The 13188-nt window shown below is 66.9% G+C and carries 15 protein-coding genes; 10 read left to right on the top strand and 5 right to left on the bottom strand.

Annotation, left to right across the window (positions count from 1 at the left end; all coding sequences use genetic code 11):
• Positions 1-66: 66 nt before the first annotated feature.
• Positions 67-348, top strand: a complete 282-nt coding sequence (locus AC3IPP_RS09850; RefSeq protein WP_489148843.1) for a DUF7662 domain-containing protein — start codon at positions 67-69, stop codon at positions 346-348.
• A gap of 145 nt (positions 349-493) precedes the next feature.
• Positions 494-1465 (top strand): arsenic resistance protein, encoded by a 972-nt coding sequence (locus AC3IPP_RS09845; protein ID WP_489148842.1) that lies wholly within the window; start codon positions 494-496, stop codon positions 1463-1465.
• 224 nt (positions 1466-1689) lie between these two features.
• On the opposite strand, the gene AC3IPP_RS09840 is transcribed toward AC3IPP_RS09845, so the two are convergent.
• Both AC3IPP_RS09840 and AC3IPP_RS09835 read right to left on the bottom strand, forming a co-directional pair.
• Positions 1690-2415 carry an ABC transporter permease gene (locus AC3IPP_RS09840; RefSeq protein ID WP_489148841.1) on the bottom strand — a complete coding sequence of 242 codons (726 nt, stop codon included), beginning with the start codon at positions 2413-2415 and terminating at the stop codon, positions 1690-1692.
• Positions 2415-3347, bottom strand: a complete 933-nt coding sequence (locus tag AC3IPP_RS09835; RefSeq protein ID WP_489148840.1) for an ABC transporter ATP-binding protein — start codon at positions 3345-3347, stop codon at positions 2415-2417. The genes AC3IPP_RS09840 and AC3IPP_RS09835 overlap by 1 nt, the downstream gene beginning before the upstream one ends.
• A 105-nt stretch (positions 3348-3452) precedes the next feature.
• Between AC3IPP_RS09835 and AC3IPP_RS09830 the strand changes: the two genes are divergently transcribed.
• Both AC3IPP_RS09830 and AC3IPP_RS09825 read left to right on the top strand, forming a co-directional pair.
• Positions 3453-3959 carry a DUF2975 domain-containing protein gene (locus tag AC3IPP_RS09830; protein WP_489148839.1) on the top strand — a complete coding sequence of 169 codons (507 nt, stop codon included), beginning with the start codon at positions 3453-3455 and terminating at the stop codon, positions 3957-3959.
• Entirely contained in the window at positions 3959-4195 is a 237-nt protein-coding gene (locus AC3IPP_RS09825) for a helix-turn-helix domain-containing protein (RefSeq protein ID WP_489148838.1), read from the top strand. The genes AC3IPP_RS09830 and AC3IPP_RS09825 overlap by 1 nt, the downstream gene beginning before the upstream one ends.
• A gap of 144 nt (positions 4196-4339) precedes the next feature.
• On the opposite strand, the gene AC3IPP_RS09820 is transcribed toward AC3IPP_RS09825, so the two are convergent.
• Positions 4340-5779 carry an IS1182 family transposase gene (locus AC3IPP_RS09820; protein ID WP_489148837.1) on the bottom strand — a complete coding sequence of 480 codons (1440 nt, stop codon included), beginning with the start codon at positions 5777-5779 and terminating at the stop codon, positions 4340-4342.
• A gap of 116 nt (positions 5780-5895) precedes the next feature.
• The gene (locus tag AC3IPP_RS09815; protein WP_489148836.1) at positions 5896-6117 is read right to left on the bottom strand and encodes a hypothetical protein; all 222 of its coding nucleotides are present in this window, start codon (positions 6115-6117) and stop codon (positions 5896-5898) included.
• Positions 6118-6311: 194 nt separating this feature from the next.
• Between AC3IPP_RS09815 and AC3IPP_RS09810 the strand changes: the two genes are divergently transcribed.
• Together AC3IPP_RS09810 and AC3IPP_RS09805 are read left to right on the top strand one after the other, a co-directional pair.
• Positions 6312-6992 carry an ATP-binding cassette domain-containing protein gene (locus AC3IPP_RS09810; RefSeq protein WP_489148835.1) on the top strand — a complete coding sequence of 227 codons (681 nt, stop codon included), beginning with the start codon at positions 6312-6314 and terminating at the stop codon, positions 6990-6992.
• Entirely contained in the window at positions 6989-8401 is a 1413-nt protein-coding gene (locus tag AC3IPP_RS09805; protein WP_489148834.1) for a hypothetical protein, read from the top strand. Before AC3IPP_RS09810 ends, AC3IPP_RS09805 begins: the two co-directional genes overlap by 4 nt.
• Positions 8402-8412: 11 nt before the next feature.
• Here AC3IPP_RS09805 and AC3IPP_RS09800 read toward each other — a convergent pair whose 3' ends face one another.
• A complete protein-coding gene (locus AC3IPP_RS09800) occupies positions 8413-9087 on the bottom strand; it encodes a pentapeptide repeat-containing protein (protein ID WP_489148833.1) in 675 nt (224 codons plus the stop codon).
• A 374-nt stretch (positions 9088-9461) separates the two neighbouring features.
• On the opposite strand from AC3IPP_RS09800, the gene AC3IPP_RS09795 reads away from it, so the two are divergent.
• Genes AC3IPP_RS09795 through AC3IPP_RS09780 form a run of 4 tightly spaced genes read left to right on the top strand, consistent with a single transcriptional unit; the run spans position 9462 to position 13179 of the window.
• Positions 9462-9782: a TrbC/VirB2 family type IV secretion system protein gene (locus tag AC3IPP_RS09795; protein ID WP_313105080.1), complete on the top strand. Its 321-nt coding sequence runs from the start codon at positions 9462-9464 to the stop codon at positions 9780-9782.
• On the top strand, positions 9782-10060 hold the full coding sequence (locus AC3IPP_RS09790; RefSeq protein ID WP_489148832.1) for a VirB3 family type IV secretion system protein: 279 nt from the start codon (positions 9782-9784) through the stop codon (positions 10058-10060). The genes AC3IPP_RS09795 and AC3IPP_RS09790 overlap by 1 nt, the downstream gene beginning before the upstream one ends.
• Positions 10061-10067: 7 nt before the next feature.
• Positions 10068-12491 (top strand): conjugal transfer protein TrbE, encoded by a 2424-nt coding sequence (gene trbE / locus AC3IPP_RS09785; RefSeq protein WP_489148831.1) that lies wholly within the window; start codon positions 10068-10070, stop codon positions 12489-12491.
• Positions 12442-13179, top strand: a complete 738-nt coding sequence (locus tag AC3IPP_RS09780) for a TrbJ/VirB5 family protein (protein ID WP_489148830.1) — start codon at positions 12442-12444, stop codon at positions 13177-13179. Before trbE ends, AC3IPP_RS09780 begins: the two co-directional genes overlap by 50 nt.
• Positions 13180-13188 lie beyond the last annotated feature (9 nt).

Genomic DNA, 13188 nt, shown 5'->3' with positions numbered 1-13188 from the left:
TGGGGCTCGCTTGCTTTTGGGCAGGCGATTCACCCTGCGGCGCGTGAGACAGAAACGGGGCGACACATGGCGAAGTATGAGCCTCTTGTTCGATATCTCCGTCGCCAGAAGGGCGCCGAGGTCGAACTGAGCTTTCGCGATATCGAACGGATCGTCGGCGGCCTTCTTCCCAAGGCCTCGAACAATCTCCTGTGGTGGCGCGCCGAGGACGCCGTCTCGGCCCAGCCGCAGCAGCGCGCCTTCGCGCAGTCAGGATTTTCGCCCCTGCCGGAGCTGCGCGCCGAACGGGTTCGTTTCGTTCGCGCCGCATCTTCTGCGACGGCGGGCGACAGCGCGCGGTCAGGCTGATCAGAGCGCGGCGTCGAACCTGCCCCTGGCCGCGAGCTTGCGTCGGTCACGCTCACAGCGGGCATTCAGGATTCCCTGGGGAGGAGGGGGAGGTTCGGGTGGGAACTCGGCTTGACCCGCGCAGCGCCCTGGTGTTCGTCGCCGCATGGCTAAGCTGCGTGACATGCTCGAAACCCACCAGGTCGCCATCTACCTGGTCACGGTTGTTTGCGGGGGCCTCGCGGCTTTAGCGTTCCCATCGACGGAACGACTGGAGCCATGGATCAACCCTGCCCTAGCGGTGATGCTGTTCGCGACCTTTCTGATGGTGCCGCTTGCCGATCTAGGGCGGTCATTGCGGAATTTCAGGTTTCTGGGCGCTCTTTGCGTCGCCAACTTCATCCTGATCCCAGCGCTGGTTTTCGGTCTGGTGCAGTTCCTGCCGTCGGACCCGCTAGTGCGGATCGGAGTACTTCTGGTCTTGCTAGCCCCCTGCATCGACTATGTCGTGACGTTCGCGCACATCGGCAAAGCGAACGCTCGACTGCTACTTGCGACAACGCCGGTCCTGCTTCTGCTGCAAATGCTCTTACTGCCCGTCTATCTCGGTGCATTCCTGGGACGAGACGCTGTCGGTTTGATCCACATCGAGCCGTTCATCCATGCTTTCATCTGGTTGATCGTGGCTCCTCTAGCGCTCGCCGGCGCGGTCCAGATGCTAGCCAACCGGAGCAACGCGCTTTTGCAGCTAAAGGATACGCTGGGCCTTCTGCCGGTCCCCGCGACCGCGCTCGTTCTCTTCGTGGTGATCGCGTCCGTGGCGCCGCAGATGGGACAGGCGCTGGACGGCGCTCTGACGGCTCTGCCGCTGTATCTTGCCTTTGCAGTGCTCGCGCCATCGGTCGGATGGCTAGTAGGCAGGATCGCCCGGCTGGAGACGAGCGCGACACGCGCCGTGGCATTTAGTTCGGCGACGCGGAACTCGCTTGTCGTGCTTCCACTCGCTTTCGCCATTCCGGATGCGGCTCCGCTTTTGCCAGCGGTGATCGTGACACAAACGCTCGTCGAACTTGTCGCCTCTCTGGCCTACATGCGGATCCTGCCTTTGCTCGGCAATACAGCTATCAAGGTGCGCTAGGGTCCAAAGCCGACCTTGGCCTTTGGCGCCGACGGCGGACATTGGCCTCCAGGCCGGAAAGCAGGCGCCGCCGACGTCAGCTAGGTGTGGAAAGCGGACGGGCACGAAGCACGGTCACTGTGCTGGCAAGGTTCCTGTGCTTGCCTCGGATTGCAGGACTGCTCTGCATGATCTTCCCGACGACATGACGAGCCTCGCTTATCCAACCGGACGCGCCGTCGCGATCAAAGCACCTCGCGCCGCGATAGGTGAACGATCAGGACGATCAGCGCCAGCAGGCCGACCCCGCCGCCGAGCCCGAGCGCGGCGGTCACACGCCACGGTTCTGAGGCCAGCATGTTCACCGGCATCTGCCACGGCAGGAAGACGCCCTGCTTAGCCGAGGTCGCCACGACGGCGAAGAAGGTGCCGCCGATCCCCACCATCAGTCCCGGCACGAAGCTGGCGTAGCGCAGTGCGGTCCACAGCTGGATCGCCACCATTAACAGGGCCGCGCCAAACATCATGCCCATGACCTTGATCCAGCGGATCAGCTCCATCGGCCCAGTCGGCTCGACGACCGGCTTGATTATCACCGCCAGCTTCACCGCAAGTATGGTCAGACCAAGGGTCGCGGCGCTCATAATGGCCACCACGGCCAGCACGCAGACCGCCTTGGCGGCGTAGATCTTCCAGCGGGGCAGGGGCAGGCCGCGCAGATGGTCCCAGCTCTTCGGCCCATGCTCCATGTGCGCCACCAGCGCGGTCAGGGCTGTCACGCTCATTGGCAGCATGAAGAAGGCCCAGATGCCCGCCGCGCTGCCCAACCACATCTCCCACGGCTCGGGCTTGTCCGCGCGCAGAAGCATGAAGAAGGCGAAGACAGCGATCAGCGACGGCGCCGCGACGGCCAGCAGGGCGGCCAGCGAGCGGTTCAGCTTGCGGGCCTCGACGGAAAGAACGGTAAGCATCAGGCGGCCTCCAGCCGGTGTTGGGGTTGCGAGACCTCGCGGTAGATGCCTTCCAGCGACCGGGCACGCGGCCCGATGGCGAAGACGTTCAGTCCGGTCTCGATCAGGGCGCGGTTCAGGGCTGCGGCTGCGGCGCGGGCGTCCTCGCCGGGCTTCAGCCGGGCCACCGCCTCGTCCTCCGTCACTTTGAGGGTGAAACCGAGCGCGGTCGCCAGCGCTGCGGCGCGGGTCAGGTCGTCGGTCTGGAACACCACCTCGGGCGCCAGATCGGCCTTCAGCCGGCCCAGCTCGCCCTCCAAGACCAGCTTGCCGTGGCTCAGGATGCCCACGTGGGTCGCCGTCTGCTCGATCTCGCCTAGCAGGTGGCTGGACAGCAGCACCGTCGCTCCGGTCCGCTCGGGCAGGGCACGCAGGAAGCGGCGCATGTCGGCGATGCCGTCCGGATCCAGCCCGTTCGTCGGTTCGTCGAGGATCAGCACCGGCGGCGCGCCCAGCATGGCCCGGGCCAGACCCAGCCGTTGCCGCATGCCCAGCGAATAGTCGCTGACACGTCGCCCGGCGTTGTCGGTCATCTCGACCACCTCCAGCACCCGGTCGATCTCGCTCTTCGGCAGGCCCAGCAGCGTGCGGGTCAGGTCCAGGTTCTCCCGCCCCGACAGATTGCCGTAGAAGCCGTGCGCCTCCAGCAGGGCCCCGATGCGCCGGGCGGCGGCCAGCCGGTCGCGCGCCACATCCACCCCGGCCACGCGGGCGGCGCCCGAGGTCGGGGCGATCAGGCCCAGCAGCATCTTCAACGTCGTCGTCTTGCCCGCGCCGTTGCGGCCCAGGAAGCCGTAGACGGCCTTGTCCGGCACCGTCATCGACACCGCGTCCACGGCCGGATGCTGTTTGAACCGTCGGGTCAGGGCGTAGGTCTGTATCGCGGCGGCCATGGGCTTGCGCTCCCTTGCATTTAACTCTGAGTTAAAGTTGCAAAGCGTGCGTCTTTAAGTCAAGATTAAAGACAAGACAGGTTCAGCCCCGCCGGAGAGGCCTCTTTGAGCAAGACCGAAACCGACCGCTTCCGGCTGATGTGCCGCCAGTTCAACTGGCTGGCGATCTTCATGGTCTGCTGTGTGGGCCTGCTGCTGGTGCTGATGCACGTGGCCTCGCCCATCGCCTTCCTGATGCGGGAGCCGGCCGGTTCTCCCGAGTTCGCAGATCTCTGGCTGGCGCAGGCGATCAAGGATCTGCCGCAGCTCTTCTACCTGTTCGCGGTTTGGTCGATCGGCCGCGCCATGGGGCAGTTGGCCAAGGGACGCTTGATCCAGCCGGTCATGGCCGCCGCCCTGCGCCGCGTCGGTCTGGCGCTCGGCTTCGGCGGCCTGCTCAGCGTCTTCGGCGTCACCAACATCATACGGCTGATTAACGGCGGCCAAGGCGGTTGGATGTATTTTGATGTCTCGGGCATGACGCTCGGTATGATCGGCGGCGCCCTGTTCCTGCTGGGCCGAGTCATGGAACAAGCGGGCCGGGTTCAGGCCGAACTCGACGAAATGATTTGATGCCCATCCGCGTTGCCCTTGACCAGCTGATCGTGCGCAAGGGCCTCAAGGCCCGCGACCTGGCGCAACAGGTCGGCCTGAGCGAGACTCAGCTATCCCTGTTCCGCACCGGCAAGGTGAAGGGCATCCGCTTCCGCACCCTGGCGAAACTCTGCGCGGCGCTGGACTGCAAACCAGCTGATCTGCTGGACTATGAGTTTGACGCGGCGGACCTGCTGGGAGATCAGGAGGATTAGTGTCCGGCGGGCCATAGCCACCCCCAAAGGCGCCTAGATTTCAGCTATCAGCAGCCCGAATGACCGCAATGGGTCGAGGCCGTGTAAAAACGTGCTGAGCGACGGCGGGGCGGAGGTTGAGACGAAGCGCAGGACGCCTCGTGCTCAGGCCCGGATCGCCTCCATCAACGGCCTGGTTCCCATCACCGCCATCACCCGCTTCATATTGTAGGCCAGGATGTGGAGGCTGATCTCGGTCTTCACGTTGGGCAACCGCTTCATCAGGAAGTGGGAGTGGCCCATCCAGGCCTTAATGGTGCCGAACGGGTGTTCGACCAGGCTTCGCCGTTCACGCATGGCTCTGGGCCTCAGGTCCATTCGGGTTTGAAGGGCATCGATCACCGCTTCATGCTCCCACCGCGTGACCTTTCGTTCGACCGCAGGCGTGCACTGAGCCTTGATGCTACAGCCTGTGCAACTGGCCCGATCCCAGTACCGATGCAGCGTCATGCCTCTTTCGACGACGGTCATGTGGTACGGAAGCAGGGAGCCGGCCGGGCAACGGTAGACGTCTTGATCTGGCAGATAGACGAAGTCCTGCTTGCCGAAGCGCCCATTCGCCTTTGCGCCTGACGTCAGCGTCTTTGGCACGAAGGGCGTCGCGCCCAGGGCCTCACAGGCCAGGATTTCTTCGCCGGAGAAGTAGCCCCGGTCCGCCAGCACATCGAGCCTCTCCACGCCCATGGCCTCCTTGGCCTGACCCGCCATGTTCGCCAGCTGTTGCTTGTCCGAGCCGGTCATCACCACCTCGTGGGCGACGATCAGGTGATGCTCGCCCTCGACGGCGGATTGGACGTTGTAGCCGACGATGCCGCTCCCCCGGCCTGACGTCGCCATGGCGCGGGCGTCGGGATCGGTCAGGGACACCTGGCCGTCCGGCGACGCCTCGACCTCAGCCTCCATGACCTTCAGCATCGCCATCTGGGCGCGAAGGCGATCGATCTTCTCGACCAGCCTCACCGACCGTGCCTCCACGCCATCCCCCTCGTGCCGATCGGCCGTATCGAGGTCCTCGAGGTAGCTGGCGATGTGCTCGGCAACCTGCTCGATCCGCTGCTTCACCTTGTAGGCGGTGAAGTTCTTGTCGCGGGTGTTCACCGCCTTGAACTTCGAACCGTCGATGGCGACGAGGGCCGATCCGAACAGGCCCAACTGTCGGCACAGCACCACGAACTGCGCACAGGCCGCCTGGATCGCAGGGCCATTCTCGCGGCGGAAGTCGGCGATGGTCTTGTGGTCCGGCGCCAGCCGCCCCGTTAGCCACATCAGTTCGACGTTGCGCTGCGCCTCACGCTCCAGTCGCCGGCTCGACTGCACCTTGTTCAGGTAGCCGTAGACGTAGAGCTTCAGCAGCATGGCCGGGTGGTAAGCGGGCCGTCCCGTCGCTGCGGGCGTCATCCCCTCAAACCCCAGCCCCTTCAGATCCAGCTCGTCGACGAAGACATCGACCACCCGGACCGGATTATCCTCGGCCACATAGTCATCAAGACACTCGGGAAGCAGCGTCTGCTGCCGGCGATCTGCACCCTGAACGAAGCGGCTCATACCCACCTCCTGCTGACCTCAGAAGGCTAAGCTAATTCGCTCCATACCAAGACGTTTTTACACAGCCTCGGTCGAAAGCCGACCTTGGCTTCGGACCTAAAAACGGACGTCGCCGTTCAGGCGGCGAGCGCGCTCATCAGCCATTGCTTGAACGCCGCCGCGTCAGCGGCGGTCTCGAAAGCGTAGTTGTCGCCCTGGGCATAGAACCATCTGTCGCCGGGACGCTCTACCAGCCAGGCTAGGATCTGGGCCCGCATCTCCGGTCCGCGGTCCGGCATGCTCATGGTGACGGTCTTGCCCTTGGCCTTGGCGTGTTCGATAGGCGTCAGTCGTTTCATCGGGCTGGGTAGAGGGCGGTTCGTCAGTGGTGTCGAGGCGCGGCGGCCGGTTCTCAACAGCTGCGTCCTGCCTGGGGACGAGATGTCCTGGAGCACCAGTCGTGCGCCTGAACAGGATGTCATGACGGAGGATTAACTGGCGCGGCCAAGCTTGCCGCCCATACAAATGCAATGGGGTCGGCTGGACCTTGCAGATGTCCGATTCCGTCATGACCGACACGTCCTCGTCCCTGCGCCTTGAGAAGGTTTCGAGGCGGTATGGCCGCAAACTGGTGCTGGAGGATGTGAGTCACGTCTTTCCACTTGGCCTGACCCTGCTGACCGGGCCCAGCGGCGCGGGAAAATCGACTCTGCTGCGCCTCTGCGCGACAGCCGAAAAGCCAAGCAGCGGATCGCTTTTCTGGGAGGGCAGCGCCCTGCCGGGGGCTCGTGGTCAGCTGCGGCGTGCGCTGGGCTATGCCCCGCAGGCAGTCGATCTGCCTGAGGACCTGACTGCCCGCGAGTTCGGCCTGCACATGGCGGCCTTGAAAGGCCTGAACGCCCGCGAAGCAGAGGCCCAGTTCCGCATGCTGCTCGAGGCGCTGAACCTTAGCAGCGACGCCAACGGCCGGATTTCGACCTTCTCCGGCGGCATGCGCCGGCGTCTGGTCTTCGCTCAGGCCCTGCTGGGATCGCCCAGATTGCTGGCGCTGGACGAACCGACCGCCGAGCTGGACGGCGAGTCCCGCGAGCGTGTCGGCGCCCTGATCAGTCGCGCGGCGCAGACCGCCGTGGTCATCATGACCTCCCACCTGACGGACGCCATCAGCGGCGGCATGGCCGTGCTGCGGGTCGAGGGCGGCCGTTTGACGCCCGTGGCGGGACCTTCCGCGTGAGCCTCGCTGTTTTCGGGTCGTCGCTGACCACCTCGCTCGTCCGCTACGGCCGGAGCACGGGCCTCTGGATTCTGCTGCTGGTGGCGCCGGTCGGGGCGCGGTTCATGATCGCGGCGCGCGGGGCGGATTCGTCGATGATCGCGGTGGAAGACCGCGTGCCGTGGCTGACATCGCCGGTTCTGGGTGTCACGCTCGGGGTGGTCATCGCCACCCTCCTGCTTCCCGTGGCCTTCATCTATCTTCGCTCCAACGTGACCCGTCGCCAGCCCTGGCAGGTGGAAGAGGTCAGCCCGGCGGGCCGCGTCGCCATCGCCTATGGGCGCTGGCTGGCCGACATCGCCGTGCTGGCCGCCGTGCTGGCGGCGACGACGGCGGCGGGCTGTCTTCTGGCCCTTCTGCTGTTGCCGCTGAACGAGGTGGACCCGGCGAGCATCATCCTGACCCTGTGGGTCATCGCCGCGCCGCCGGTCGCCATGGTGGCCTCCTTGCGCCTCCTGTTCGACGCCCGTCGCTGGACTCGCGGCCCGCTGGGCGAGGTCCTGTTCTTTGTCTTCTGGATGGGTTCGCTGGTGTTTGTGATGGCGGGCGGACAGGCGGGCGGATACGCCGCCAACATGACGGATCTGCCCGGCTTCATGTCGCCGATCAGCTACGGGCAGGGCGGGACCGACAACTTCATCATCGGCGGGGCCGAGATCGCGCCCGGCAGCGCGCCGATCCATCTGGACGTCATGAGCGGCGTCCTGGCCGACGGCTATCTGGCCGCTCGCCTGACCTGGCTCGGCGTCGCCGCCTTGATCCCTTTGCTGGCGGGATTGGTCTATGCGCCCCATGCCGCCGGCACGACCCGCAAGAGGGCGGCCTGGCTCAAGATTTTCGAGCCGGGGAAGGCGCGCCCAGCCGATCCCGGCGCCAGGCCCGCCGGAGCCGGCAAACTGGCGGGCTTGGCGCTGGTCCTTGCCGAGGCGCGGCTGATGGCCGGCGGCCGCATGGGCCTGCTGGCCATGGTGCTGGCGGCGACAGCCGGTCTTTTCGCGCCATATTCTGCGGCAGCCGGGCCGGCGGCCATGCTGCTGCTGGTCTTCGCGACCACGGCCCATGCGGGACGGAGCGAGCAGAAGGGCCTACTGGCCCTGACTACGACTGCTGCCCTCTCACCAGCAGCGCGCAGGATAGCCTTCGTGCTGGCCGGAACGGCCCTGGCCCTGGTGATGGCGGCGCCGTCGGCGATCAGGGGGCTGATGGCGGGCGAAACAGGCGTTCTGCTGGAAGCCGCAGCTATGGGGGCCTTCACCTCCGCGATCGCCATCATCCTCGGGACACTGACCCGCTCGGCCACGGCGCCGCGACTGGTGCTGCTGATCGCCTGGTATTTCTACTTCAGCTGGGGCGCAGGCCTGACGGGCTGACACCAGGCCCGCTAAACCACCTTTAGGCCGAGTTCGGCCAAGAGGGCCCCGGCCTGGGCGCGCGAGATGGTCGCGCCTCTGAAGCGTCGGGCGTCGTTCAGGCGAAGACCGCCGAGGTCGGCGCCCCTCAGGTCGGCGTTGTCGAAGCGGGCGTCGACCAGATGACTGTCGCGCAGGCTGCAGGCGTTCAGCACGGCGTCCCTGAAGTCAGCGCCCGCCAGATCCGCATGGCTGAAGTCGAGGGTCTCGAGGGTCTGGTTCCGGAAGGAGAAGCCGGGCAGGCGGGCGGACGCCAGGGTGGTCTCGATGAAGGTGATCCCGACATGCTGCGATCGCGAGAAGTCCGCCCCCGTCAGCTTGCAGCCGGTGAAGACCGTCTCCGAGAGGCTGGCGCCGGTGAAGCGTGCATTGTTGAGGTCGCAGGACTTCCAGGTTGAAGCATCCAGTCTGGCGGCGGTGAAATTGGCCATGGCGCCGCGGCAGCCGGCAAAGCGCGTGTCCTCGAGTTGGGCGCTGGTGAAGTCCGCTCCCTTGAAGCTGCAGCGCTTGAACAGAAGGCCGTTCAGATTCAGGCCGGACAGGTCGACATCATTGAAAACACATTCGCTCAGGGTCCTGACCTTGCCGCCGACAAGGGCCTGGAAGTCCGAGGGCGAAAGGGTCTGGCCGTGAATGAGGGGGTGCATCTGGGCGCCTGAGGTGAATCCGGGACCCTGCGGCTAGCATATAGATTGAGGCTAAATTCTGGCAGGCGGCGCCGGTCGCTCTTGAGCGGCGACCCTGAGGCCAAATGGCTAGGGAAGATGAGTAGGAGCCGATGCGGGCGCCGGCTTGAGGTTTCCCCGCCCGCGCCGCTCTTCGTCATCGCTCGAGGTCGCAGGTCGGGCTTTACCCGATGGCTCAACTCGCGGCGACGCTTTCAAAACTCGTGAACCAGTCGTTCAAAAACTCATTTTAACTCTATGAAATATCGTATTATTTCTTGTTGACAGCCTGTGGATTGTTTTGCTTGCAATGGGGTGCGGCGCGCTGAAATGCGCTGAACCCTTGGAGGCGGATCATGAAGCGGAGAGTGGGACAGCGCCTGTTCGGCGCAGCCTTGGCGAGCGGTCTTCTGGCGGCGGGCACGGCCCTGGCGGGCGGATCGGGCATGCCCTGGGAAGGGCCGATCCAGCAGGTGGTTCAGTCGATCACTGGCCCGGTCGTCCAGGCGGCGGCGGTCATCGCCGTGGTCCTGTTCGGGGCCGGCGTGGCCATGAGCGAGAGCGGCTCCTCCATGCGCAGGGCCCTGGGCATATTGTTCGGGCTGACCATCGCCTTTGCGGCCTCGACCTTCTTCCTCGACTTCTTCGGCTTCGCCGGCGGGGTGGAGATCGCCTGATGGCCCGCTCCCTCGACAATCTGCATCCCGAGGGCTGGGACCTGCCGGTGGCCCAGGCCCTGGTCGAGCCCGTGCTGATGGCCGGCATGCCGCGCGACTACGCCATCCTCATGGGCACGACCGCCATGGTGCTCGGTCTGGCGCTGCGCATCTGGTGGCTGGGTCTCCTGTGGTGGGCCGTCGCCCATGCGGTGGGCCTGTGGGCGGCGCGGGCGGACCGGCGCTTCTTCGACGTCCTGCGGCGCCATCTGGCCCTGCCTGGTCATCTGGACGCGTGAGGCCGTCATGCGCTTCCTCGACGAACATCGCCGTCGCCCCGCCAGCCTGGCGGATCATCTGCCCTGGGCCGCTCTGGTCTCGCCCGGCGTGGTCCTGAACAAGGACGGCTCCTTCACCACGGCCTTTTCCTTCAGGGGGCCCGATCTTGAGTCCTCGACCGAAGAGGAACTGATGGCGGTCCGGGCGCGGCTGAACAACGCCCTGAAGCGCCTCGGCACCGGATGGTGCCTGCATGTGGAGGCGCAGCGTCGGCCTGCGGCCGCCTATCCCGAGAGCGCGTTCGAGGCGGAGGCGGCCTGGCTGGTCGACGCCGAACGGCGCGACCGGTTCGAGGACGCCGAACCGGCCTTCGAGACCGACTTCCGCCTGGCCCTGACTTGGCTCCCGCCGGCCGACGAGACGCGGCGGCTGGAGCGGTGGCTGTTCGACGGCCTGGCCCGGGCTGGGCAGGACTGGCGCCAGACCCTGGCCACCTTCCGGCGAGAGGCCGATGCGACCTTTGATCTGCTGGCGGACGCCCTGCCGGAGATCGCGCCGCTCGAGGATGCGGCCCTGCTGACCTGGCTGCACGCTTGCGTCTCTCCCAGGCCCCATCCGGTGCGGCCGCCGGAGACGCCGGTCTTTCTCGACGTCTGGCTCGCGGACGCCGGCCTGACGGGCGGGACCGCGCCCCGGCTGGGCGATCAATGGCTCAGGACGGTGTCGGTGCGAGGCCTGCCTTCGGCGACCCGCCCCGGCCTACTGGATGGGCTCGGCGCCTTGCCCTTCGCCTATCGCTGGACGGCCCGCTGGATCGGTCTCGACAAGTCCGAGGCCGAGCGGGAGATCGTCAAGCTGCGCAAGCGCTGGTTCTCCAAGCGAAAGGGCGTCGGGGCCTTGCTGCGGGAGGCTATCACCCGCGAGGAGCAGCCCCTGATCGACACCGACGCCGCCTCCAAGACGGAGGAATGCGACGGAGCCCTGGAGATGCTCGGCGCCGAGGCCTGCGCTTTCGGCTACCTGACCCTGACGGTGACGGTCATGGATCCAACCGAGACGGGGGCTGCGGCCAAGGCCCGGGCGATCGAGGCGGCGCTCAACGCCCAGGGGCTGACGGCGCGGATCGAGGACCTTAACGCCGTGGAGGCCTGGCTCGGCTCCTTGCCGGGCGAGCCCTATGCCGATGTGCGCCGGCCCCTGGTCTCGACCCTCAACCTCGCTGACCTCCTGCCGGTCTCTGCGGTCTGGGCCGGACCGGCCGGCGACGCCTGCCTGGACGGGCCGCCGCTCGCGGTCGCCCGGACGACCGGCTCCACGCCATTTCGCCTGGTGCTCCATGTCGGCGATGTCGGCCACGCCATGGTCGTGGGGCCGACGGGCTCGGGCAAGAGCGCGCTTCTGTCCTTCCTCGCCCTGCAGTGGTTCCGCTATCCGGGCGCGCGGGTGGTCTTCTTCGACAAGGGCCGCTCGGCTCGGGCGGCGACGGTGGCGGCCGGCGGCCGCTGGCGGGCGCTGGAGCCGGGTGCGGCCTTCTCCCTTCAGCCCCTGGCGGGGATCGACGCAGACGACGAACGCGCCTGGGCCGCCGAATGGATCGCCGAGACGGTGCGCCAGGCCGGGCTCGAGCCGACGCCGGCGGTTCGTGAGGAGATATGGGCGGCCCTGGCGGCGCTTGGCGAGGCGCCGCCAGAACAGAGGACGCTGACCGTCTTCTGCGCCCTGGTCCAGAACAAGGCCGTGGCGGCGGGCCTTGAGGCTCTGACCCTGAAAGGGCCGCACGGCGCCCTCCTGGACGGGGCCGGAGGGAGCCAGGCGACGAGCCGGTTCGACACCTTCGAGCTCGAGGCTCTGATGGCGACGCCCTCGGCGGTCGCGCCGGTGCTCTCGGCCCTGTTTCATCATATGGAGCAGAGCTTCGACGGCAGGCCGACCCTGCTGGTGCTGGACGAGGCCTGGCTCTTCCTTGGCGAGACGGCCTTTGCGGCCAAGATCCGCGAATGGCTCAAGACCCTGCGCAAGAAGCGGGTCGCCGTGATCTTCGCCACCCAGAGCCTGGATGACGTCGCGGCCTCGCCGATCGCGGCCACCCTGATCGAGTCCTGCCCGACCCAGGTCTTCCTGCCCAATCCCCGGGCGCTCGAGCCGTCGTCGGCCGAACTCTATCGCGGCTTTGGGCTGAACCGGCGCCAGCTGGAGCTGATCGCCTTCGCTGCGCCCAAGCGCGCCTACTATTGGCGCCAGCCCCAGGGGCGGCGGCTGTTCGACCTGCGGCTGTCGGGCGTGGCCCTGGCCCTGTGCGGGGCTGGGTCGCCCGAGGACCAGGCCCTTATCGACGCCGTGCTGACGCGATCCGGTGAGGCCGGCTTCGCTCGTGAATTCCTCAAAGCCAAGGGAGTGCGACATGTGGATTCCGTTTTCGACGCCTTCGCCCCGCCGCTGGCGGCCGAATAGGCCTGTTGTGGTCATCGTCGCTGTCGCGGCCCTGATGGCCGCCGATGGCGTGCAGGCCCAGCAGGTCGTATTCGACCCGCGCAATCATCTGGAGAATGCGCTGCAGGCCGCGCGCCAACTCGAGAGCCTGGCCAATGAGGCGAAGAGCCTGGCGGCCTCGCCCTACAGCCATCTGGCCGGGAACAGCCAGGCGCTTCAGGACATGGCTGAACTGGCCCGGACGGCGCGCGGGCTTGCGACCTCGGTCGACGGGCTGGAGCGGCAGTTTGCGGACCTCTATCCCGAAGACCTGTCAGGGGCGGACGCCCTGCGTCTGCTGGAAAAGAGCCGGGGACGGAGCGCCAATGCGCGGCGCACGGCCGAGGACCTGGCCCGGACCGCCGCCGATCTGGAACGGCTGGGGCAGGGACGGGGCCAACGTCTCTCCGGGGCCCTTGAGGCCAGCCAGTCCGCCCAGGGCCAGACGGCCGCCGTCCAGTCGTCCAATCAGATGCTGGCGGTCCTGGCCGAAGACCTGGCCGCGCTGCGGATCATCATGCTGGCCCAGGCCCGGCTCCTGTCCGAGGGCGCGGCCCGGGACGCCGCCGAGCGGACCGCCGGAGCTGAAGCGCGCCGCCGGACCTGGTCGCGGCCGGTTGCGGTCCCCAACCCGCCGGCCTTCGACCCCCTGTCGAACGCGCGGAACTGAGGAACAGGG

The sequence above is a fragment of the Brevundimonas sp. KH_060 genome (assembly GCF_057838275.1).
Note: the sequence above shows the minus strand (reverse complement) of the source record. Positions and strands in the feature narration are given on the sequence as shown.

Coding starts and splice junctions, on each gene's coding strand:
- AC3IPP_RS09850 (WP_489148843.1), top strand. CDS start 67: ATGGCGAAGTATGAGCCTCTTGTTCGATATCTCCGTCGCCAGAAGGGC.
- AC3IPP_RS09845 (WP_489148842.1), top strand. CDS start 494: ATGGCTAAGCTGCGTGACATGCTCGAAACCCACCAGGTCGCCATCTAC.
- AC3IPP_RS09840 (WP_489148841.1), bottom strand. CDS start 2,415: ATGCTTACCGTTCTTTCCGTCGAGGCCCGCAAGCTGAACCGCTCGCTG.
- AC3IPP_RS09835 (WP_489148840.1), bottom strand. CDS start 3,347: ATGGCCGCCGCGATACAGACCTACGCCCTGACCCGACGGTTCAAACAG.
- AC3IPP_RS09825 (WP_489148838.1), top strand. CDS start 3,959: ATGCCCATCCGCGTTGCCCTTGACCAGCTGATCGTGCGCAAGGGCCTC.
- AC3IPP_RS09820 (WP_489148837.1), bottom strand. CDS start 5,779: ATGAGCCGCTTCGTTCAGGGTGCAGATCGCCGGCAGCAGACGCTGCTT.
- AC3IPP_RS09815 (WP_489148836.1), bottom strand. CDS start 6,117: ATGAAACGACTGACGCCTATCGAACACGCCAAGGCCAAGGGCAAGACC.
- AC3IPP_RS09810 (WP_489148835.1), top strand. CDS start 6,312: ATGTCCGATTCCGTCATGACCGACACGTCCTCGTCCCTGCGCCTTGAG.
- AC3IPP_RS09800 (WP_489148833.1), bottom strand. CDS start 9,087: ATGCACCCCCTCATTCACGGCCAGACCCTTTCGCCCTCGGACTTCCAG.
- AC3IPP_RS09795 (WP_313105080.1), top strand. CDS start 9,462: ATGAAGCGGAGAGTGGGACAGCGCCTGTTCGGCGCAGCCTTGGCGAGC.
- AC3IPP_RS09790 (WP_489148832.1), top strand. CDS start 9,782: ATGGCCCGCTCCCTCGACAATCTGCATCCCGAGGGCTGGGACCTGCCG.
- trbE (WP_489148831.1), top strand. CDS start 10,068: ATGCGCTTCCTCGACGAACATCGCCGTCGCCCCGCCAGCCTGGCGGAT.
- AC3IPP_RS09780 (WP_489148830.1), top strand. CDS start 12,442: ATGTGGATTCCGTTTTCGACGCCTTCGCCCCGCCGCTGGCGGCCGAAT.